General features: G+C 63.7%; 13 protein-coding genes. 3 read left to right on the plus strand and 10 right to left on the minus strand.

From position 1 onward, the window contains the following. Nucleotides 1-194: 194 nt before the first annotated feature. Nucleotides 195-803, minus strand: a complete 609-nt coding sequence (phaR, locus tag J1C48_RS01765) for a polyhydroxyalkanoate synthesis repressor PhaR (RefSeq protein ID WP_207255926.1) — start codon at nt 801-803, stop codon at nt 195-197. A 405-nt stretch (nt 804-1,208) separates the two neighbouring features. On the opposite strand from phaR, the gene J1C48_RS01770 reads away from it, so the two are divergent. Further along, the gene (locus J1C48_RS01770) at nt 1,209-2,393 is read left to right on the plus strand and encodes an acetyl-CoA C-acetyltransferase (protein WP_207255927.1); all 1,185 of its coding nucleotides are present in this window, start codon (nt 1,209-1,211) and stop codon (nt 2,391-2,393) included. 526 nt (nt 2,394-2,919) lie between these two features. Continuing rightward, entirely contained in the window at nt 2,920-3,645 is a 726-nt protein-coding gene (gene phbB / locus J1C48_RS01775; RefSeq protein WP_207255928.1) for an acetoacetyl-CoA reductase, read from the plus strand. A gap of 71 nt (nt 3,646-3,716) precedes the next feature. Here the strand turns inward: phbB and J1C48_RS01780 are convergent, their stop codons facing one another. The 9 genes from J1C48_RS01780 to J1C48_RS01815 form a co-directional block, all read right to left on the minus strand. Continuing rightward, nucleotides 3,717-6,218, minus strand: coding sequence for a DUF1217 domain-containing protein (locus J1C48_RS01780; RefSeq protein WP_207255929.1), 2,502 nt, complete (start codon nt 6,216-6,218; stop codon nt 3,717-3,719). A gap of 182 nt (nt 6,219-6,400) precedes the next feature. After that, nucleotides 6,401-7,450 carry a Gfo/Idh/MocA family protein gene (locus J1C48_RS01785; protein WP_207256120.1) on the minus strand — a complete coding sequence of 350 codons (1,050 nt, stop codon included), beginning with the start codon at nt 7,448-7,450 and terminating at the stop codon, nt 6,401-6,403. A 74-nt stretch (nt 7,451-7,524) separates the two neighbouring features. Next, a complete protein-coding gene (locus tag J1C48_RS01790) occupies nt 7,525-8,310 on the minus strand; it encodes a ThuA domain-containing protein (protein WP_207255930.1) in 786 nt (261 codons plus the stop codon). Between the two features lie 92 nt (nt 8,311-8,402). Beyond that, nucleotides 8,403-11,108: a malto-oligosyltrehalose synthase gene (gene treY, locus J1C48_RS01795; RefSeq protein ID WP_207255931.1), complete on the minus strand. Its 2,706-nt coding sequence runs from the start codon at nt 11,106-11,108 to the stop codon at nt 8,403-8,405. Next, nucleotides 11,105-12,964 carry a 4-alpha-glucanotransferase gene (gene malQ / locus J1C48_RS01800; RefSeq protein WP_207255932.1) on the minus strand — a complete coding sequence of 620 codons (1,860 nt, stop codon included), beginning with the start codon at nt 12,962-12,964 and terminating at the stop codon, nt 11,105-11,107. Before malQ ends, treY begins: the two co-directional genes overlap by 4 nt. After that, nucleotides 12,961-14,847: a malto-oligosyltrehalose trehalohydrolase gene (gene treZ, locus J1C48_RS01805; RefSeq protein WP_207255933.1), complete on the minus strand. Its 1,887-nt coding sequence runs from the start codon at nt 14,845-14,847 to the stop codon at nt 12,961-12,963. The genes malQ and treZ overlap by 4 nt, the downstream gene beginning before the upstream one ends. Nucleotides 14,848-15,155: 308 nt before the next feature. Continuing rightward, nucleotides 15,156-15,815, minus strand: a complete 660-nt coding sequence (locus J1C48_RS01810; RefSeq protein ID WP_207255934.1) for a DUF4760 domain-containing protein — start codon at nt 15,813-15,815, stop codon at nt 15,156-15,158. A gap of 2 nt (nt 15,816-15,817) precedes the next feature. Beyond that, nucleotides 15,818-15,946, minus strand: coding sequence for a hypothetical protein (locus J1C48_RS19085; protein ID WP_255679388.1), 129 nt, complete (start codon nt 15,944-15,946; stop codon nt 15,818-15,820). Nucleotides 15,947-16,104: 158 nt separating this feature from the next. Continuing rightward, a complete protein-coding gene (locus J1C48_RS01815; RefSeq protein WP_207255935.1) occupies nt 16,105-17,175 on the minus strand; it encodes a zinc-binding metallopeptidase family protein in 1,071 nt (356 codons plus the stop codon). 208 nt (nt 17,176-17,383) lie between these two features. On the opposite strand from J1C48_RS01815, the gene J1C48_RS01820 reads away from it, so the two are divergent. Beyond that, nucleotides 17,384-20,815, plus strand: a complete 3,432-nt coding sequence (locus tag J1C48_RS01820; protein ID WP_207255936.1) for a transglutaminase family protein — start codon at nt 17,384-17,386, stop codon at nt 20,813-20,815. Nucleotides 20,816-20,817 lie beyond the last annotated feature (2 nt).

The following is a 20,817-nucleotide window of genomic DNA, read 5'->3' on the forward strand; positions in this document are numbered from 1 at the left end:
AAGCCTGCAATCGGAGTGCGACAGTGAGCGCGGCCCCCTACCCCCACACTTCCCTTTCGGAAGATTTTCCATCTCACCGACCTCGATCAGATCGCTGACACCGGCCGTCCCTAAACGGCCGCCGCCACCGTCGGGCTCATGCCACTTTCGCTGCAAATGATGCGGCCGCGATTGTAAGCCTCACTGTCGCAGCGTCAGCCGTCTTTCTTGGTGTCGAGCGCTTCGAGACGTTCCTGCATACGCTGCAGTTGCTCGCGCATCGCCTTCAGATCGTCGTCGCGATGCATTTTGGAGAGGGACGTGTCATCACCGCGCGACGACGTCTCGCCGTCGTAATCGCTCATCGCCCCCGCAACGAACGGATTGAAGACCGTCATCGCCTGCCGAAACATTTCGGTGTTGCGGCGAACCTGCGCTTCCATCAGCTTGATCGGCGCCTGCGCCATGGCGCCCGCCATCTGCTCGCGAAAGGCGTCCTGCTCCTTGGCGAGCGCCGACATCGACTGCTCCAGATAACCGGGGATCACCATCTGCATCTGATCGCCGTAAAACCGGATCAACTGCCGCAGAAAGGCGATCGGCATCAGATTCTGGCCGCCCTTGTTTTCCTGCTCGAAGATGATCTGGGTCAGCACCGAATGGGTGATATCCTCACCAGTCTTGGCGTCCTGGACGACGAATTCCTCGTTATTCTTGACCATCGCGGCCAGATTTTCGAGGGTGACGTAGGTGCTTGTGCCGGTGTTGTAGAGTCGTCTGTTGGCATATTTCTTGATGACCGTCACATCCTCGTTTCTGGCCATAGATGACTCCTTGAACCCGCCGACCGATGGAGAGCGCCGCCCTTTTGTGCGTTCGCTCATGTGCGCCGCATAAATGATAGGCACAACTCGCGACATATTCCAAATCGTTCGACGGTCTTCCCAGGTCATTTCGCATATGCGAGAGATCGAAAGGTCGAAGGACGAAGAGCAAGGACCGGATGACAGTGCCACGAAGCGCCGGACGTCTTGTGCCATGACGCGAGGGCCCTGGCCTCGCCGCTGCGACCGCGCGGCCCGTTCAAACCGCGAATCGGCGCGAGCGGACTTTTCCAGCCACCCTTGCCGTGCCGCGGAGCATCGAGCCGAGACGCGACGGAGCCCCTTTCGTGGGCGCCCAACAACCCTATCTGGAAATCAAACACGCAAAATGCGGAGGGAATGACAATGAGCAACACGCAATCCGTGGTGATTGTGGGCGCGGCGCGAACGCCGGTCGGTTCGTTCAACGGATCGTTTGCACAGGTGCCCGCCCATGAGCTCGGCGCAGCGGCGATCAAGGAAGCGCTGTCGCGCGCCAAAGTCGACCCGGGCGAGGTCGACGAGGTGATCATGGGCCAGATCCTCACCGCCGGCGAGGGCCAGAACCCGGCCCGTCAGGCGGCGATGGGCGCGGGCTGCCCGAAGGAGACCACCGCCTGGGCGCTGAACCAGCTCTGCGGCTCGGGCCTTCGCACCGTCGCCATCGGCATGCAGCAGATCGCGCTCGGCGACGCGAAGGTCATCGTCGCCGGTGGCCAGGAGTCGATGTCGATGGCGCCCCACGCCGCCTATCTCAGAGCCGGCCAGAAGATGGGCGATCTGAAGATGGTCGACACCATGCTGAAGGACGGCTTGATCGACGCCTTCAATGGCTATCACATGGGCAACACCGCCGAGAACGTCGCGCGCCAATGGCAGCTCACCCGCGAGATCCAGGATGAATTCGCGGTGAACAGCCAGAACAAGGCCGAGGCGGCGCAAAAGGCCGGCAAATTCAAAGACGAGATCGTCCCCTTCACCGTCAAGGGCCGCAAGGGCGATACCGTCGTCGACACCGACGAGTATATCAAGCACGGCGTGACCCTTGAGAGCGTCGCCAAGCTCCGCCCGGCCTTCGACAAGGAAGGCTCGGTCACCGCCGCCAACGCATCGGGCATCAATGACGGCGCCGCCGTCACCGTCCTGATGAGCGAGGCAGAGGCCGAAAAGCGCGGACTGACGCCGATGGTGCGGATCGTCTCCTGGGCGACCGCCGGCGTCGATCCGGCGATCATGGGCACCGGCCCGATCCCGGCGTCGAAGAAGGCGCTGGAAAAGGCCGGCTGGTCGGTCGACGACCTCGATCTCGTCGAGGCCAATGAGGCCTTTGCGGCCCAAGCCTGTGCGGTGAACAAGGATCTCGGCTGGAATCCCGACATCGTCAACGTCAATGGCGGCGCCATCGCCATCGGCCATCCGATCGGCGCCTCCGGCAACCGCATCCTCAACACGCTGCTTTTCGAAATGCAGCGCCGCAGCGCCAAGAAGGGCCTTGCCACCCTGTGCATCGGCGGCGGCATGGGTGTCGCCATGTGTTTTGAACGGCTCTGATCCAGCCCGGTCTGAGGCCGTTACAGGAGGCATGTCCCTCGCTCATCACCGGAGCGAGGGATCAATCTTCCGAAAAGTCACCGTGCCGCGCGAGATCGCTGGGGGTCGCGTCGGCGACGGCGAGGCCCTCCCCTGAAAGCCTTCGATGCCAGTGGCATCGCATTTCGCCGGCATCGTCTCGTCGCACGCCATGGTCGGCTCTACAACATCGGCCCGAAAATCGGAGTCGATTTTCGGCAAGGCACGATGCGTCGATTCAAAGGGTTAGATGTGGATTGAATTTGACAGGTGAATCCCAGTTGGGGTCGCCTGTTGAATGAAATGTCAAATTCGAAAAATCCACGAGGATCATAATTTTGGCTCGTGGTCATTGCGATCCCGACATTGGCTGAGCAGTCTCCACACCACGGAACCAAATGTCGGAATCGGACCACTAGCCTTTGCGCCCGCATCTCCCTAGTCTTTGAGAACACACAAGCGTCGTATGGGCATGTTAAGGCGCGACGAAACCAGAACGGGAGGAATTATGGCTCGAACTGCAATCGTAACGGGTGGATCGCGCGGAATCGGCGCCGCCATCGCGAAGGCGCTCAAAGCCGCCGGACACAACGTCGCCGCGACCTATGCCGGCAATGACGAGCGGGCCAACGCATTTCAGGAAGAGACCGGCATTGCGGTCTATAAATGGGACGTCGCCTCCTACGACGCCTGCGTCGAGGGCATCGCCAAGGTCGACGCCGATCTCGGGCCGGTCGACATCCTGGTCAACAATGCCGGCATCACCCGCGACGCGATGTTCCACAAGATGACGCCCGAGCACTGGCAGGCGGTGATCAATACCAATCTCAACGGCCTGTTCAACATGACCCGGCCGGTCTGGGAGGGCATGCGCGCCCGCAGCTTCGGGCGGATCGTCAACATCTCCTCGATCAATGGCCAGAAGGGGCAGATGGGGCAGGCCAACTATTCCGCCGCCAAGGCAGGCGACATCGGCTTCACCAAGGCTTTGGCCCAGGAGGGCGCCCGCAAGAACATCACCGTCAACGCCGTCTGCCCCGGCTATATCAACACCGACATGATGGCGACGATCCCCCAGGACGTCATGGAAAAGCAGATCCTGTCGAACATACCGGTCGGCCGCCTCGGAGAGCCGGACGAGATCGCCCGCTGCGTCGTCTTCCTCACCTCCGACGATGCCGGCTTCATCACCGGCGCGACCCTGACGGCAAACGGCGGTCAGTACCTCGCCTGACGGCCGCAGCAGCAGCCATTGGTCGCCCTGTCCTGAAGCGGCAGGGTGACCCACTGATCCCCCAGAGCCGATTACAGATAGGACGCAGAGCCGTCGAGGATCGACAAGGCCGGGTTGGACGAGGCCGTTGAGCTGCTGTTTTCAACGTCGTACATCGCTAAGAAGCGGTTGATGAAGCGCTCCATATAGTCGGAGTCGCCGAGCTTCGTAATGTCGATCTTCTTTTCGAGCGTGCGCGCCTGAACGTCGATGTTGCTCGACGAGAACTGATCGGGCAGACCAAGTGCGGTCTTGACCACCTGCAGCATCGCCGTGTCGGACAGAAACTCATAGGCCGAGGTCACTTTCGGCGCCGCCCGCTTGAAGTAGAGCGCCAGCCGCACGCCGTTGTTTTCGTCGCCGGCCTCCTCCTCCATCTTCTGGCGGAGATAAAGATCCTGGGTGGAGAGCATGTCCGAGACGCTCTGCACCCGCGCCGAGTCGCGCTTGATCGTGCCGTCCGTGTCGAAGTTGAAGGCGGCGGCAAATTTCAGATAGCGATCGTCCTTATACTTCGCCGCTGCGCTGTTCGGATCGGAAAGATCGCTGGTCAGGATCGCCTTGATGTCGCTGGTGCTGAGCTTCGCGCCGTCGAGATTGTAGGCCTTGAGGGCAAAATTCAGGACATTCGGCTGGTTCAAAAGATCGTTCATCGTGGCGACCTTCGGAATCCCGGTGTTGTACTGCAGAATGCCGCTGGCCGCGTTGAACAGGTCGCTGGTCTTCTGCTGCCGGAACTGCCGCTTCAGATAGTCGTTGACGATGGTCGGATTGCCGTTGGAATCCTGCTTGAGCGAGAGATTGCCATAGGCGTCGACGTCGAAGGCCGCGCGTAATGTCGTATAGGCCTCGACACCGAGGGCATTGACGAAGCTCTTCGGATCGTTCGGGTCACTGGTCAGAACCCGCTGGATGATGCTGGTATCCTGATTGCTGGAGTCGAAGCCGATCGCCTTCATGACATATTTGAAGGCGGTCGAATCGGCGAGCAGCTTATCCACCGTCGAGATCGATCGCATCGCGGAATTGAAGCTCTGCGAGTCCTGCACGGCGGTGGTGACGGCCTTTTTGTCGTCGGCGCTGAGATTGGTGAGATACTGATCGATCGTGGCGCCCTGGGCAGTCTCGCTCTGCACCCTGCGCACATCCGCGACCTTGCCATCGGAGCCGAAATTGAAGGCAGCGGCAAGCCGCAGATAGCGGTCGTCGCCGAGCCGCGCCGCATAGCCTTTCGGATCGGACGGATCGCTGCGCAGCACCTGCATGATGGTCGACTTGTTCTCGGTCGCCGGATCAAGGCCTACCGATTTCAACGCATAATCGTAGACCGTCGCATTGCTCATGAACTGCGTGACGGACTGGATGCTCTTGACGTTCGCCGCATAGAAGGACGCCTTGACCCTGTCGTCCGAGGTGGTGGTGTCGGCGTAGTGATTGAGATAGCCGTCGGTCAGATCCTTGATCTGATCGCTGGTCTGCGCGCTGACGCCGGCATCGAGACTGCCATCGGTGTTGAACTGGAACATCTTGGCGAGGGCGGTGTATTGCTCCTTGCGCGTTTGTTCCGCCGCCGTCGTCTCGGGCATCTTGTTGAGAACACTGTTCGGATCCGACCGGTCGCTGGTCAAAATGTTCCAGACGTAAGCCGGCGACTCGATATTGGGATTGAGGCCGACCGAGCGCAGCGCGGTGTCGAGCAGACGGGAATTCTCGATCAAGTCGTCGGCGCTGGTCACGCCGCCGATCTTCGATTCGTAATAGGAAACCTGCAGCGCCGCGGCCTGGGGTGAGGCTTGCAGACCCTTTTGCTGATAATAGAGATAGGCCGTGCTGTTGGCCTCGGAGGCGCTCTGCACCCCGCCGGCCGGGGCTTGGCCATCGCTGTCGAAGGGCAGCATCGAGGCGAGGATGGTGTAGCGGTCGTCGCCCTGGGCCGACAGCTGATCGGCCTTGTTGGTCGTCAGGACCTCGCGGATGAAGCTTTTCGAAGCGACCGAGGAGTCGATGCCGGCGGCTTCGAGGGCCACTTTGAACAGCGTGTCGTCGGCGAGGAACTGGTCGACCGTCTTCACCCCTTCGATCTTCGCGGTGAAATAGTTGGCATCGGCGGAAATCGCCTGGGCCGCCTTGACCCGATGCTCCGAATAACCGTCGACCATCACCTGCAGCTGCGCATTGCTCTGCGCCGTCGGAGTGGTCGTCTTGGTGGTGTCGGTGAAGCTGAAGGCCTTGGCGAAATCGCGATAGCGCTCATCGGAGAGCTTGTTGGCAAAACTCTCCTTATCGGACAGATCGCTCTCCAGCACTTTGCGGATCAGCGCGCGGGAATCGATCTGATCTTCCAGTCCGTAGGCCGTCATGGCGTAGGAATAGAGCCGATAGTCCTTCATGAAGTCGTCGACCGACTTCACCTTGCCGATATTCTCGCGATAGTAGTCGGCCAGCCGCTTGTTGACCGGATCGGCGGCGAGCCTGTCCAGCACACGCGTCTGATCGCGCGTGTAAAGCTGGTAGGTCGAGAACGTCGAAAGCATGGCCGGCCCGTCGCAGAAAGTGGGTCCGCGCAAGGCACGTGGCGGACGCATGTCGTCGCGCCAAACGCTAGACCCTTATGCTTAACTGCCCGTTAACGGTGTACCGCGATCACTCGGCATGATTGCGCAATCCTTGACGCGACCGATCCGTTTGCGAAAGTCGGTACCGCTTTTCGGTCGGATCAGACGGGCGGCAGCACGACCGGCAGCATTCGCCGCTCGGCGTCAGAGGCGAAGCACAGATCGAGCAGCGTCTGCAGTTTCGCCGCGTGCCGGAAGTCCGGCTCGCCATTCATCCCGGACAAGAGCGCCGCGGCGAAGCGATCAGCATTGCGCGGGGTTGGCGGGCACGTCGCCCGCCTCCAGGTCTGGGTATGGATGTCGGCGCCGAGGCAGACGTCGAGACTGGATTCATTGGTGTTCGACCAGACCTTCAGAGCGCCGGTTGTGCCATGAATGGTGAGATCAAGATCGTTGGCCTTGCCGGTGGCATAGCGACTCATATGGACAACCCCGAGCGCGCCGTTGTCGAACTCCACCGTCATCGCGCAGGAATCGTTGGCGTCGAGCGGATAGGCGCCGATCGCTCCACCCTCGGCCTTGTCGAACGTCTGCAGGCGCGCCTGCAGCGCGGCGATGCCAAGGCCGGTGCCATAGGTCGCAAAATCGAGAATGTGGATGCCGATATCGCCGATCACACCCTTCGATCCATGGGCAGAGGATAGCCGCCAGAGCCAACGCTCGTCGCTCTGCCAATTGCCCCAATGGTGGCCGGTCAACCAGCTCTGCCGGTAGCTCGCCGAGACATGGCGAACGACGCCGATCTCCCCGGCCTCGACCATGCGGCGGGCGAGCTGGATGGCGTGGGCGTTGCGATAGGTGAGGTTGACCATGTTGATCAGCCTCGCGCGCTCCGCCGCCCCGACCATTTCGAAGGCGTCTTCGGCATTGAGCGCCAGCGGCTTTTCGCAAAACACCGCCTTGTTGGCCCGCAAAACCTTCAGCGTCGTCGCCTTGTGCACGGCATCGGGCGTCGCATTGACGACAGCGTCGAATTGTCCCCAGGCAAGCGCCGCGTTGAGATCGGCGAAGGGCTGCGGGATGCCATGAAGATTGGCGAACGCTTGTGCCCGCTCGGCATTGATGTCGCAGGCCGCGACGACTCGGCAGCCAGGGATCGACAGAAACTGTTCGGCATGGCGGTGGGCGATTGATCCGGTGCCGAGGATCATGATCCGCCGGTCGCGGGCCGGGGTAGCAAAGGCCGGATCGGAATTGGCGGCGCTCCTTGTGTCGCTCGCCGCCCTCACCGATAGCCATCCTCACCAGGCTTGTGCAGCGAGCCGCCACGCGGTTTGATCCGCTCCGGGGCCTTGTCGGCGGGCACGTTTGGCGCGGCCGAGACGTCCCTCCAGGCAGAGACGGGATTATAGGCCCAGCGCACGGCGTTGATCAGCACCCGCTGAATATCCGGGTTTTGATAGATCGGATAGGTTTCGTGGCCGGGGCGGAAATAGAAGATCTTGCCGGCTCCGCGCTGATAGGTCAGCCCCGAACGGAACACTTCACCGCCTTCGAACCAGGAAATGAAAACCGTCTCCATCGGCTCGGGAACAAGAAACGGCTCGCCATACATCTCGGCATTCGGCAGTTCGATCGACGGGCCGATGCCCTGAACGATCGGATGCGAGCGGTTGACCGCCCAGAGCCGCTCGCGCTCGCCGGCCTCGCGCCAGCGCAGGGAACAGGGCGTCCCCATCAGCCGCTTGAACGGCTTGGAAAAATGCCCCGAATGCAGGACGATCAGCCCCATGCCCTGGTGCACCCGCTCGGTCACGCGCTCGACGATCGCGTCATCGACGTCGCGGTGCATCTTGTGCCCCCACCACAGGAGCACATCGGTTGCGTCGAGCCGCGCCTGGGGAAGGCCATGCTCGTCCTCGGGCAGGGTCGCGGTCGTGGCTTCGATGTCGTCCTCGCACGACAGGACGCCGGCGATGGTGGCGTGAATGCCGTCCGGATAGAGGTCTCGAACGACATCGTTGTGTCGTTCATGGAAGAACTCGTTCCAAACCAGCGCCCGAATGGCCATGGGGTCATGCCCTCCCAGTGCGTCGACGCCCGCGCCGCCCATCGTCAAGCGACGACTGCCGGGCGCTCGTCACTCGAGTCACAGCTTGAGGTTCAGAGCGTCGCAAGGATGGCGACCGGCAGATCCTGGAACACCCCCGCGACGTCGACCTCTTGCCGCACCTCCAGCGTGCGTTCCGTAAAGATATTGCGCCACGGCCGCTCGGCCAGCCCCGTGCCAAGCGTCACGGTCGTTCCGTCCCAACCGGTCAGGGCCGCGTCGAGGGTCTCCCCGCCGCCAAGCAGCGCCAGGGTCAGGCGCGGCGCGATCACCACGACCGCCCGGCCGCTCTGATCCCGGCGGGCAAAAGCGACGAGATGATCGGCGCGCGGACCCTTGACCTCAAGCGGCAGGTAGTCGGCCGTCGCAAAGAATTCCGGCATGGCGCCGCGGAGCCTCAGGCCACCTGCGAGAATGCGCGCCTTCAAGGCGCCACTGCGCCAATCGGCAAGGCTCTCGACCGTCGTCCGGCCGGCCTCAATCGCCGCCGCCCGGGTCTCGAAATCCACCGGCCGGCGATTGTCCGGATCGACCAGCGAGAAGTCGTGGAACTCGGTGCCCTGATAGATATCCGGCACCCCCGGCGCACAGAGCTTGATCACCGTCTGCGACAAGGAGTTGAGCGCCCCGGCCGCGACATAGGGTTGGGCCGTGCGCCAGAAGGTGGCGATGAAGGAGGCCTCGTCGCCGCCCGCGAGCATCGCCGCGACGAAGGCCGCGAGCGCGGTTTCGTAAGGCTCGGCCGGCGCGGTCCAGCTCGTCCACCGCTTGGCCTCGCGCACCGCCTTTTCGGCATAGGCTGCGAGGCGGTCGGCGATCTCGGCGCGCGCCGCCGCGTCGGACGGATCGAAATCGGCCGGCAGCACACCGAGCAGCGACTGATAGAGCCCCCATTCGGTCTCGGGATCAGGCGATACCAGCCCCGGCTCGATTTCGACGCGGTATTTGCCCAACATGTCGGCAAAGCCGGCGACGCCTTCGGCCCAGCGCTCCGGCGCCTCCGACAGCGTATAGAGCCGCGCCCGCGCATCCTCGCCGCGCTTGGTGTCATGGGTCGAGGTGGCGAGCAGCCCCTCGGGCTGATCCTCGCTGCGGATCGCCATCGCCTCGTGGAAGCGTTCGACGTCGCTGCCGTAGTGATCGGGCTCGCCACCGACTTCGTTGAGCGCGATCAAGCGGTTGTAGCGGTAGAACACCGTATCCTCGACGGCCTTGGCCATCACCGCGCCGGTGGTCTGCTGGAAACGGCGGGTGAAATCCAGCGCACCGGCAATATCCGCCCCATCGTCGAAATCGAGCTTCAGCAGCCGGCCGATGAACTGGATCGGCTCGTCGGCCTCGACCTCGCGGGACGTCATGGCGAGATCGACCGTCTCGTCGATGATCGCGATATCGCGGCGCGGCACGCCGTCGACGGAGACATAGGTGCGATAGACCGGCAGGGCGGCCGCCACCTCGACGATCGCCCGCGCCATGGTGTCCGGCCCGAGATCGCGGGTCGCCAGGCCGCGCGCGGCGACGGACAGCGCCAGATGAGTCAGTGCGGCGAGTTCGCCGGCCAGATTGCGCTGGAAGATCGACCGCTTCTGGCTGCGGATCATCGCCCGCAGATCGGACTCTTCACCGACAAAGGCCTGATAGGCTTCCGTCATGGCGACTTCGCGCCGCGCGTCGACATAAAGGCCGGCAAGCGCGGTGATGAACTCGTAGCCCGTCGTCCCTTCGATTTCCCAGGCGCTGCGCAGCCGCTCGTCGCCGGTGAGGATCTTCTCGACATGGATCGAAGGTGAGCGGCGCACCGACTGGAAGGCCTGACGCAGCTGTTCGAGATACCCTTTCGGATCGGCGAGCCCGTCGACGTGATCGATGCGGATGCCGTCGAGCCGGCGCTCGCGGGCCAGCCGGATGATCAGCTGGTGGGATTCGCGGAACACCCGGCGCGATTCCTGACGGACGCCGATCAGGTCGGCGATTTCGAAGAAGCGGCGATAGGTGAGCTTTTCGCGGGCCGTGCGCCACCAGGCCAGCCGCCACGCCTGGGCCTCGTGCAATTCGTGCAGCGCGTCATGATCGGCATTGAACGCCGCGATCGCCCCATCGAGCGCGACGCAAAAGCCCGGCTCCTGCAAATGCTCGAGAAACCGCTCGGCGAGATCATCGGCCTCGGCCGGCACCGCCACCGAGAACCTTCGCACCAACCGGTCCTTTTCCGGATGGTCGAGCCGGCCGAAGACGAAGCCATAGGTTCTCGGGTCGATCGGCAGCCGATAGCCGGCCGCATCGAAACGAAGGGCTGCGGCCCGCGCATCGAGCCGAACCGACAAGTCGCCGGCGGCCAGCGCCTCGCCATAAGGTTTGCCGAGTACCGGAACCAGAATCTTTTCCGCTTCCCAGGCAATGTCGAAGGTTTGGGCGTAGCGGCTCTCCGAGCCCCAACGCAGCACGTCTTCCCACCAGTGATTGGCGGGGGAAACGCCCATATGGTTGGGGACGAAATCGAGGATCAGGCCGAGATCGGCGGACGAGAGCGCATCGCTCATCCGGGTGAACCCCGCCACCCCGCCAAGGCTCTCGTCGAGGGCATTGTAATCGGTGACGTCGTAGCCGTGGGTCGACCCTTCGGACGCCGCGAAGATCGGCGCGGCATAAAGGTGGCTGACACCGAGCGTCTTGAAATAGGGCGCCAGCTCGGCGGCCGTCGAAAAGTCCATGCCGTCGCGAAACTGCAGGCGATAGGTGGCAACGAGCGAGCGGCTCATGGGGCGATCGGCCTTTCTTCGCGCATGGCGGCGGCAAGCGCCGTGAAGCGGCCGTTCTGCGACAGGTCTTCAAGCATGACCGGCGCCTTGATGCGCCAGTTCGGATATTGGTCGGTGGTCCCCGGCAGGTTCGCCTGTCGGCTGGAGCCGATCATGTCGTCGAGCTGGACGGTGAGAAGCAGCGAGGCGCTCCGCGCCAGGTGCCGGTGGATCGCGACGGCCAAGACATCGGGCAGCGTCCCTGGCATCGGTGCCTCGCCTCGGGCAACGGCGGCAAAACCGTCCGGCAAGGTACCAGACATGACAAGCGCCTGAACCAGCATCCACTTCTCGTGCTCGCGGGAATGACGATCGCGCTCGGTTGCCGCCTCATCCTGTGTGCCGGCGGCAAAACGCAATGTGATGTCGTTGCCGGTCCACCAGCCGGCAAGCGTGGCGAGATCATGGGTGGAAACGCAAGCGAGCGATAAAGGCGGATAGGCCGCCGGTTCGATGAAGCTGCCGTCGTCGCGGCGCTCGAAAGACAGAACCCGGTAGGAGAGCACGTTCGCCGCCGCCATCGCATCACGAAAGCCCGGCGGGACGGTGCCGAGATCCTCGCCGATCACCAGGCAGTGATTGTCTGAGGCAGCGCTTGCCACCGCGTCGACCATGGCGCCGAACTGATAGCGCACATAGCCGCCGCCGGCCGAGCGCGCTGCGTTCGGGATCCACCACAGCCGCGCCAGCCCCATCGCATGATCGATGCGGACCGCGCCGGCATGGCGGGTCAAGGCCGAGAAGGCCTCGAACAATGGCTTGTGGTCCCGTTCGGCGAGCGCTTTCGGCGACAATGGCGCAAGGCCCCAGTCCTGGCCCTGGCTGTTGAACATGTCCGGCGGCGAGCCGACCCGCGCCGCGCCGACCGTCAGGGCCGGATCGGCCCAGGTCTCGGCGCCATCGGGCGCGACGCCGACGGCGAGATCGAGATAAAGGCCGATCGCCATGCCGGCGCCCTTTGCCCGCGCCTGGGCGCTCGCCAGCTGCTCCTCGGCCTCGAACTGCAGCCAGAGATGAAACAGCACGCGCTCGCGATTGTCGGCGGCAAATTGCGCCACCGTCTCGGAGCGACGGTCCTTCAGCGCTTCCGGCCAGCCATGCCAGCCGGCATGACCACCCGTGGCCACCTGATCCTCGGAGATCGCCTCAAACAACGCAAAGCCGGCCACAGCTTCACCGCCCGCATCGATGAAGCGCTGAAACGCCTGCTCGTCTTCGAGGTCGCGCTTGCGCGTTTCGAAAATCTTGTCGAACAACGCGCGCTTCAGCCGACCGACAGCGGAATAATCGACCAGATCACCATCGCCGGTTTCCAAGAGATCCGGGGCCTCGCGCTGCAGCGCGGCGATCGCTTCCGGCCCGCCGTCCATCTTGTCGACCGCGAGATAGAGCGGGTTGAGAAAGCGCCGAGTCGAGGGCGAATAGGGACTGTAGCGCGACGGCTCGGCAAGAAACAGCGCATGCAGCGGATTGACGCCGACGAAGGCAGCGCCGGCCTCCGCGGCGATCGACGCGAGCCGTGCCAGATCCTCGAAATCGCCGATGCCCAGATTGCGGGTAGAGGTCAGCGCATAGAGCTGGCAGGCAACGCCCCAATGGCGGTGGTCGGCAAGCGCGCCGGGCAACGGGCAAGCCTGGCTCGGCGCTTTGGCGGACGTCGCATAGTCGCCGAGAGCCTCACCGTCGGGGTCAACGCCAAGCGCCGCCAGCAGCGCCCGCTTGGCACCGTCGTCGATGCTCTTTTCCTCGCCGAGTTCGGAGATGTAATGCAGCTGAATGCCGTGGCTTTCGGCGAGGCGGTCAAGATGATCGCTCATGATCCCTTTCCGGCAATGAGTTTCTGGCTTTCGAGGCGGAAGACGACGGAGGGGCCGGGCAACACACGCGTCCGCAAGATTTCGTCGGCGCCCTTGGGATGGGCGTGCAGAAGATCGCCGCAACTCAAGTCGCCGGTGACGACGTTGCTCGGGATCGCCCAGGGCTCGTCATCGAGATTGGCGAAGAGATGCAGCACTGCGCCGTCGCGCAAATGCCAGGCGACGACGAAAGCGAGAGTCTCGTCCGAGACGTGATACTCGCCGCCATGCTCCGGCAACGGGCCGGTGAGCAGCGGCACGATCAATCGCTGGCGCTTTTCGAGCAGCCCCCGCACGATCGCCAGCCGCCGCCGATAGGTCGGACGCGTCACCATCGACCAATCGAGCTTGGATGCTTCGAAGGTCGACACGGCGTTGGGGTCGGGGATCAGCTGGCGCGCATCCTCGTCGTGAAAGGCCGCGAATTTCTTGAATTCGGCGCGTCGTCCCTCCCGCACGGCTTCCCCCAGTTCGCCGTCGAAATCGGTGAAAAAGCAGAAGGGATGGGTGTCGCCATATTCCTCGCCCATGAAGATCAGCGGGATCTGCGGCGCCAGCATCAGGATCGCCTGCAGACATTCGACCACCCGGCGCGAGGCGAGATCGGCGAGCCGGTCGCCGAAGGCGCGGTTGCCGATCTGATCGTGGTTCTGCAGGAAGTTGACAAAGGCGGTCGGCGGCAGATGCGCCGAGGAAACGCCGACGTTTCGGCCGCGATAGTCCGAGTGCTCGCCCTGAAAAACGAAGCCGGTGGCGAGCGCCTTGGCCATCTGGGCGACACTCCGGCGTGAATAGTCGGCGTAATAGCCTTCCTCTTCATGGGTCGCGAGGACATGGGCGGTGTGATGGAAGTCGTCGTTCCATTCGCCGGAGACAAGGATCGGCCGGCCGCCGTCGCGCTCGATATGCCAGCTGATGTTGCGATCGTCCTCGCTGGTGATGTGGACGTGGCGATCCGGAAAATGCGCGCGCACCCGCGCCGCGAGCTCCTTCACCAGCGGCGTGTCGGTGGTGTCCTCGATCGAGTCGATCGCGTCGAGGCGCAGCCCGTCGATCCGGTATTCCTCGAGCCAGTAGAGCGCGTTGTCGATCATGAAGTCGCGAACCGGCTGCGCGTCATAGGCGATTGCCGCGCCCCAGGGGGTGTGGATCTCCTCGTGAAAGAATTCCGGCGCATAGGCGCCAAGATAGTTTCCGTCCGGCCCGAAGTGGTTGTAGACAACGTCGAGAAACACCATCAGGCCGCGCTGATGGGCGGCATCGATTAGCCGTTTCAAACCCTCCGCGCCGCCATAGGCCTCGTGCGGGCAGTACAGCAAAACCCCATCATAGCCCCAGCCGCGGCGACCGCCGAATTGCGCGACCGGCAGCAATTCGATCGCCGTGATGCCGGTCTCCTTCAGATAGTCGAGCTTCTCCTCAATGCCCGCAAAGCTGCCGTCAGGCGTGAAGGTTCCGGTGTGGAGTTCGTAAAAAACGGTCTCTTCCCATGGCCGTCCGGTCCAGTCGGCGCTCTGCCAAGTATAGGCCTTCGGATCGACCAATAGCGAGAGCCCATGCACGTCGCCGAATTGGCGGCGCGACGCCGGGTCTGGCACGATAAGGCCGCTATCAAGGCGAAAGCCGTAAGCTTCACCCGGCTTGACCCGATCGGTCGTGGCCCGCCACCAGCCCTCGTCATCGCGCTCCATTGGCCAAAACTCGGACGCTTTGCCGGCCGTGTCGCCGATCGCGAGGTCGATCTGCGGCGCCGACGGCGCCCAGAGGCGAAACTCGGTGCGCCCATCGACAAATCGGGGCCCCCAGCTCGTGTCATATGCAAAGCGATCGGCAGATCGTGCCATAAGATCGGTCCCATTGCGGAAAGCTGATCGTGTTGTCCGGCGCTCGCGCCAGGACGGCGACGGTTTCCCCAAGCGTCGGCCCCGAAGCGTCGGCGGTTTCGTGAACCATAACTAAAGCACGCCGAAAGGCTTCCACCCCGTGGCTGCCGGAAATTTCCTTGCCCGGCTCCGCCAGCGTTGCGTCGACAGACCGGCAACAGCCGCGCAGGCGGCCTGTTCCGCCGGCAGCGATGTGGAATCGGGTCGAGATCGCGCGGCCGCTCGGACCGGCGCTGGACGGCTGCCGACAACGCAGCGCGGGACGCGGTTCAGCGTGCTCCGCGCCGGTACCACGCCGTCACCGGGCTCGCCTCTTCTTCGGCGACCTCGGCCTGCCAAGCGGTCTTCAATATCTCGAAATTGCGGTACAGCGGCCAGCGGTCGTCGTATTGGCTCCGCAGCGCGTCGATGTAGCTGCGCATGATCTCATAATCGGCGATGTAGGATCGCTTGAACCATTGCTTGTAGAAACCTTCGTCGATGACGTCGTTGGCGATGGCGATGGCCACCGCCTCGGCATCATTCGCCAGGTTGTTGATCGCCCGGCTGATCCGAAAGTCTTCCTCATAGGTGAGATCCTGCGGCTTGGCGAAGCGCGACAGGTCCGGCTGGCTGCGATAGGCTCTGATGATGATCGTGCGTGCCGTGATGTAGTCCTCGTCCCAGTTTTTCTGGGAAATGGCACGCCATGTCTCGGTCAGCCTGTTTGTCTCGCGCTGTGCTGCCGAACTTCGCTTGGAGGTATAGATCGCCGCGCCAAACGCGACAGCGGCCGACACCATGACGGTGACAGGGCCGATGACCGGGGAGAGCCTTTTGGCAAGGTCGGGAAATTCGATCGCGAGGACGATCAGACAGACCGAAAAGATACCCAGAACACAAGCGACGAAAAGCACGGCACCCCGAATCGGAGCCCCGACGCCGTTCACCTTTACTTGTCCTTGGGCGGCTCGTCCTTCGGGAACAGCGGCAGGCCACCCCATCCTTCGCGGCTGACCGTCAGCATCGTCCAGTCCTCCAAAATCGGTCGGGTGACACCTCCCGACCCTTCAGCTTTCACCGAATATAGGGTCGAGCAAAGCCGCTTGGTAGCTCTGTGGGCGCGCAACGGCCCAAACGGCCACGTCAGACCGAAGTAATCTCATATCCCCTGCAGATTAACGGAAACGAGTTCGAAGGCAAGTTTGAGATTTCAGGACAGGCTGCGGCGCTGCGTCATCATTGTCCCGCCACCCCGCGCACCAGATCGTGAATGAAGCCGAGCTTGGTCGTCACCGTCTCGGAGATGACAAAGGGATAAAGATCCTGATGACCCATCGAACGGTTGAAGGAGTTGAGCGCCGCCGACAACGCCAGCCAGGCGTCGACGACCTGCCCGATCTCGACATCGCGGGCAAAGACGTCGAAATCGATCGTCGTCGTCAAAAGGCCGGCGTCGCGCACGCGCGGATCGACAACGACGCCCCACCAGTGGCCCGTCTCCAGCGTATCGACGATATGGAGATAATGCGCCCAGGTCTCGGCGAAATCCTCCCAAGCATGGGCGCCGGCGTAGGATGAGACGTATTCGTCCTGCCAGTTCGGTTTCGGGCCGTTCTGATAATGCCGCTGCAGCGCCTCGCCGTAATCCTCGGTGTCGTCGCCGAACATCGCCCGGCAGGCGTCGAGCGCGCCTGGATTGCCGTCGCGCACCAGCCGGTCCCAGTACCAATGGCCGACCTCGTGACGGAAGTGGCCGAGCAGGGTGCGATAGGGCTCGCCCATGGAGGTGCGCCGGCTTTCGCGCTCGGCATCGTCGGCTTCGGCCAGCGCGATGGTGATCAGGCCGCGGTCGTGGCCGGTGATCACATGCGGCTCGCCGGGCGTTTCGGCCAAGACATCAAATCCCAGGCCCTCGTCCGCCTCGTCGCGGGTAAAAAGCGGCAGACCGAACTGCAGCAGCGTGTAGACCATCCGCCGCTTGGCGATCTCCATCTTCTGCCAGCGCACGACATGGTCGGGATCAGCCGGATCGGGAACGGTGACGTTGTGGCGGCAGGCCCGGCAGTAGCTGTCCGCGCTGTCGCCGGGCACCAACCAGTTGCAAACCCCATAGGTGTAGTTGGCGCAGTATTTCCAGGATCCGCCGTCGGAATGGGTGCCGGCGGCGACGAAAATGCCGTCGGCGGGCTCCAGCGCGATCATCCGGTTCGCCTCCGACTCATAGCCGAGGGCGTGATTGCAGCGCTCGCAGACGACGTTTTCGAAAAACACGACCTGTGCACACGAGGTACAGGAAAAAAGCTTCATCTGAGGATCCCGACGGCGCACCCGCGCCAAAAATCGTTGCGCGCATCAATGCTTAGCACCGCCGGCAGTTCCATGCCGTAGCGTCAAAAAATGAAAAAACAACGCCGCAGACACGATCGCGCACGCCTCGCACCGTCATCGCCGCTTGCCGCAACGCCACGGAGCGATAAGCTTCACAGCCAACGAAACGGGACACACGAAAGCGACCATGTCGATTCTTGCCGCGCTCAATCATGTCACCCACTATAAATATGATCGTCCCGTCGCCATCGCTCCCCAGATCATCCGCCTCCGCCCCGCGCCGCATTCACGCACGCGGGTTCCCTCCTACTCGCTGACAGTTACGCCAAAAGAGCATTTCATCAACTGGCAGCAGGATCCGTTCGGCAATTATCTCGCCCGCTTCGTCTTTCCGGAAAAGACCACCGAGTTCCGGATCGAAGTCGATCTTTTGGCCGATATGACGGTCTATAATCCGTTCGACTTCTTCGTCGAGGAAGCGGCACAGGAATGGCCATTCGACTATGATCCCGTCCTGAAGAGCGATCTTGCGGCCTATCTGGCCCCGGAACCTGCCGGGCCGTTGCTGCAGGCGTTCCTGCGCGATCTCGATCGCTCCGAGACCAACACCGTCGACTTCCTCGTCGCGCTCAACCAGGCGCTGGAAAGCCGCATCGACTATCTGGTGCGCATGGAGCCCGGCGTGCAGACGCCGGAAGAGACGCTGGAAAAGGCCTCGGGCTCCTGCCGCGATTCGTCCTGGCTGCTGGTCAACATTCTGCGGCACCTCGGCTTTGCCGCGCGCTTCGTCTCCGGCTATCTGATCCAGCTCAAACCCGACAAGGTGGCGCTCGACGGGCCGGCCGGCACCGCCCACGACTTCACCGATCTGCACGCCTGGGCCGAGGTGTTTCTGCCGGGGGCCGGCTGGATCGGCCTCGACCCGACCTCCGGGCTTTTGACCGGCGAGAGCCACGTGCCGCTGGCGGCGACCCCGCATTATCGTTCGGCCGCACCGATTTCCGGCGCCGTCGACTATGCCGAGGTCGCGTTCGATTTTTCGATGTCGGTGACGCGGATCGAGGAACGGCCGCGCGTCTCCTATCCCTTTTCAGAGGAAAGCTGGCGGGAACTCGATACTCTCGGCGAACGGGTCGACGCCGAGCTGAAGGCCAACGACGTGCGCCTGACCATGGGCGGCGAGCCGACCTTCGTGTCGATCGACGACTTTGAATCGGCCGAGTGGAATTCGGATGCGACCGGCCCGCGAAAGCGTGGTCTGGCCGACGATCTCATCCGCCGCCTGCGGGATCGGTTCGCGCCGGGTGGCTTTCTGCATTACGGCCAGGGCAAGTGGTATCCCGGCGAGACGCTGCCGCGCTGGACCTTCTCGCTCTATTGGCGCAGGGACGGCGCGCCGATCTGGAAGAACCCGGAGATGATTGCGCGGGAAGCCGGCGAGGGCACGATCGGCCCGGCGGAATCCGAGCGCTTCACCCAAGCCGTCGCCAGCGCTCTTGGCGTTGCGAGCGACCATGTCCTGCCGGCTTACGAGGACGCCGCCTATTGGCTGCTGCGCGAGGCGCAACTGCCGGGCAATGTCGAGCCGACGGATTCCAAGCTCGAAGATCGCGAGGAACGGGCTCGCCTCGCCCGGGTGTTCGAGCGCGGCCTGCCGAACCCCACCGGCCACGTTCTGCCGATTCAGGCGTGGCAGGGCCGGGCGCGCGGCGTTCGTTGGTTTTCCGAACGCTGGACCACCCGCCGGCGGGGACTGTTCCTCGTGCCCGGCGACTCCGCCATGGGGTACCGCCTGCCCTTGTCGGCCCTGCCGCATCTTGGCCCGGCCCATTATCCCTTCATTCATCCGGACGATCCGACCCAGCCGTTTCCGCCGCTGCCGCCGCAAAGCCGCCAGCAATGGGGTCGGGTGGAAATGCAGCAGCATCGGGGCGGCACCGGTGGAGTCGGCGGCATCGGCCAGAGCCTCGATGGCGACGGCACGGCCCGCCAGTGGATGGCCCCGTTGGCGCCGCTGCCGGCGGATGGCGGCACCGGCGGCGGCCTGATGGCAAGCTTCGGCTCCTTTGCGCCCAGTTCCGGCGAGATCACCGGCGCGGTGCGCACGGCGCTTTCCATCGAGCCGCGCGACGGCAAGCTCTGCGTCTTCATGCCACCGCTCGAATTCACCGAGGCCTATCTCGATCTCCTCGGGGTGATCGAGGAGATCGCCGAAGCGGAGGGCCTACCGGTTCAGATCGAGGGCTACGCACCCCCGCCCGATCCCCGCCTCGCCGTCATCCGCGTGGCGCCCGATCCCGGCGTCATCGAGGTCAATGTGCATCCGTCGGCCTCCTGGGCGGAAGCCAAAGCGATCACCACCGGTGTCTACGAGGATGCTCGCCAATCGCGGCTCGGCACCGACAAGTTCATGATCGACGGCAAACATGCCGGCACCGGGGGCGGCAATCATGTCGTCGTCGGCGGGGCGACACCGCTCGACTCGCCGTTCCTGCGCCGGCCGGACCTGCTGAAAAGTCTGGTGCTCTATTGGCAACGGCATCCGTCGCTCTCTTACCTGTTCTCCGGCCTGTTCATCGGCCCGACGAGCCAGGCGCCGCGCATCGACGAAGGCCGCCATGATCAGCTCTACGAGCTGGAAATCGCCATGGCCCAAATCACTCGGGACCAGATCTCGACCCCGCCCTGGCTGGTCGACCGGCTGTTCCGCAACCTGTTGATCGACGTCACCGGCAACACCCATCGGGCCGAAATCTGCATCGACAAGCTTTATTCGCCGGACGGGCCGACGGGACGGCTTGGCCTTGTCGAATTCCGCGGCTTCGAGATGCCGCCGGACGCCAAGATGAGTCTGGCCCAACAGCTGCTCATCCGGGCGCTCATCATGAAATTCTGGAAGACCCCGGAAGAGGGCAAGTTCGTGCGCTGGGGCACCAGCCTGCACGATCGCTTCATGCTGCCGGAATTCGTCTGGTCGGACTTCCTCGAGGTGCTGGGCGATCTCAACCGCGCCGGCTATCCGGTGAAGCCCGAATGGTTCGAGGCCCAGGCGGAATTCCGCTTCCCCTTCTGCGGGCGGATCGAACGCGAAGGCGTGACGCTGGAACTGCGCCAGGCGCTGGAGCCCTGGCATGTGATGGGCGAGACCGGAGCAATCGGCGGCACGGTGCGCTTCGTCGATTCCTCCGTCGAGCGGCTGCAGGTCAAGCTCTCCGCCTTCGAGCCGTCCCGCCATGTCGTCACCTGCAACGGCCGCGAAGTGCCGCTGACGATGACCGGCACGGGGCGCGACGCCGTCGCCGGCGTGCGCTTCAAGGCGTGGCAGCCGGCCTCCGGCCTGCATCCGACGATCCCGGCCCATGCGCCGCTCACCCTCGACATCTACGATCGCTGGTCGAAGCGCTCGCTCGGCGGCTGCGTCTATCATGTCGCCCATCCGGGCGGCCGCAACTACGAGACCTTTCCGGTCAACGCCTATGAAGCCGAAGCCCGCCGGCTCGCACGCTTCGAGGCCATCGGCCATACGCCGGGCGCTTACGAGCCGCGGCGCGAGCGGCCCGATCCCTCCTTGCCGATGACGCTGGATCTCAGACGGCCGGCGGGGCTCGCGACAATGTGAGC

This window comes from Jiella flava (assembly GCF_017349315.1).
GTDB classification, from domain to species: domain Bacteria; phylum Pseudomonadota; class Alphaproteobacteria; order Rhizobiales; family Rhizobiaceae; genus Jiella; species Jiella flava.

Coding starts and splice junctions, on each gene's coding strand:
- phaR (WP_207255926.1), bottom strand. CDS start 803: ATGGCCAGAAACGAGGATGTGACGGTCATCAAGAAATATGCCAACAGA.
- J1C48_RS01770 (WP_207255927.1), top strand. CDS start 1,209: ATGAGCAACACGCAATCCGTGGTGATTGTGGGCGCGGCGCGAACGCCG.
- phbB (WP_207255928.1), top strand. CDS start 2,920: ATGGCTCGAACTGCAATCGTAACGGGTGGATCGCGCGGAATCGGCGCC.
- J1C48_RS01780 (WP_207255929.1), bottom strand. CDS start 6,218: ATGCTTTCGACGTTCTCGACCTACCAGCTTTACACGCGCGATCAGACG.
- J1C48_RS01785 (WP_207256120.1), bottom strand. CDS start 7,450: ATGATCCTCGGCACCGGATCAATCGCCCACCGCCATGCCGAACAGTTT.
- J1C48_RS01790 (WP_207255930.1), bottom strand. CDS start 8,310: ATGGCCATTCGGGCGCTGGTTTGGAACGAGTTCTTCCATGAACGACAC.
- treY (WP_207255931.1), bottom strand. CDS start 11,108: ATGAGCCGCTCGCTCGTTGCCACCTATCGCCTGCAGTTTCGCGACGGC.
- malQ (WP_207255932.1), bottom strand. CDS start 12,964: ATGAGCGATCATCTTGACCGCCTCGCCGAAAGCCACGGCATTCAGCTG.
- treZ (WP_207255933.1), bottom strand. CDS start 14,847: ATGGCACGATCTGCCGATCGCTTTGCATATGACACGAGCTGGGGGCCC.
- J1C48_RS01815 (WP_207255935.1), bottom strand. CDS start 17,175: ATGAAGCTTTTTTCCTGTACCTCGTGTGCACAGGTCGTGTTTTTCGAA.
- J1C48_RS01820 (WP_207255936.1), top strand. CDS start 17,384: ATGTCGATTCTTGCCGCGCTCAATCATGTCACCCACTATAAATATGAT.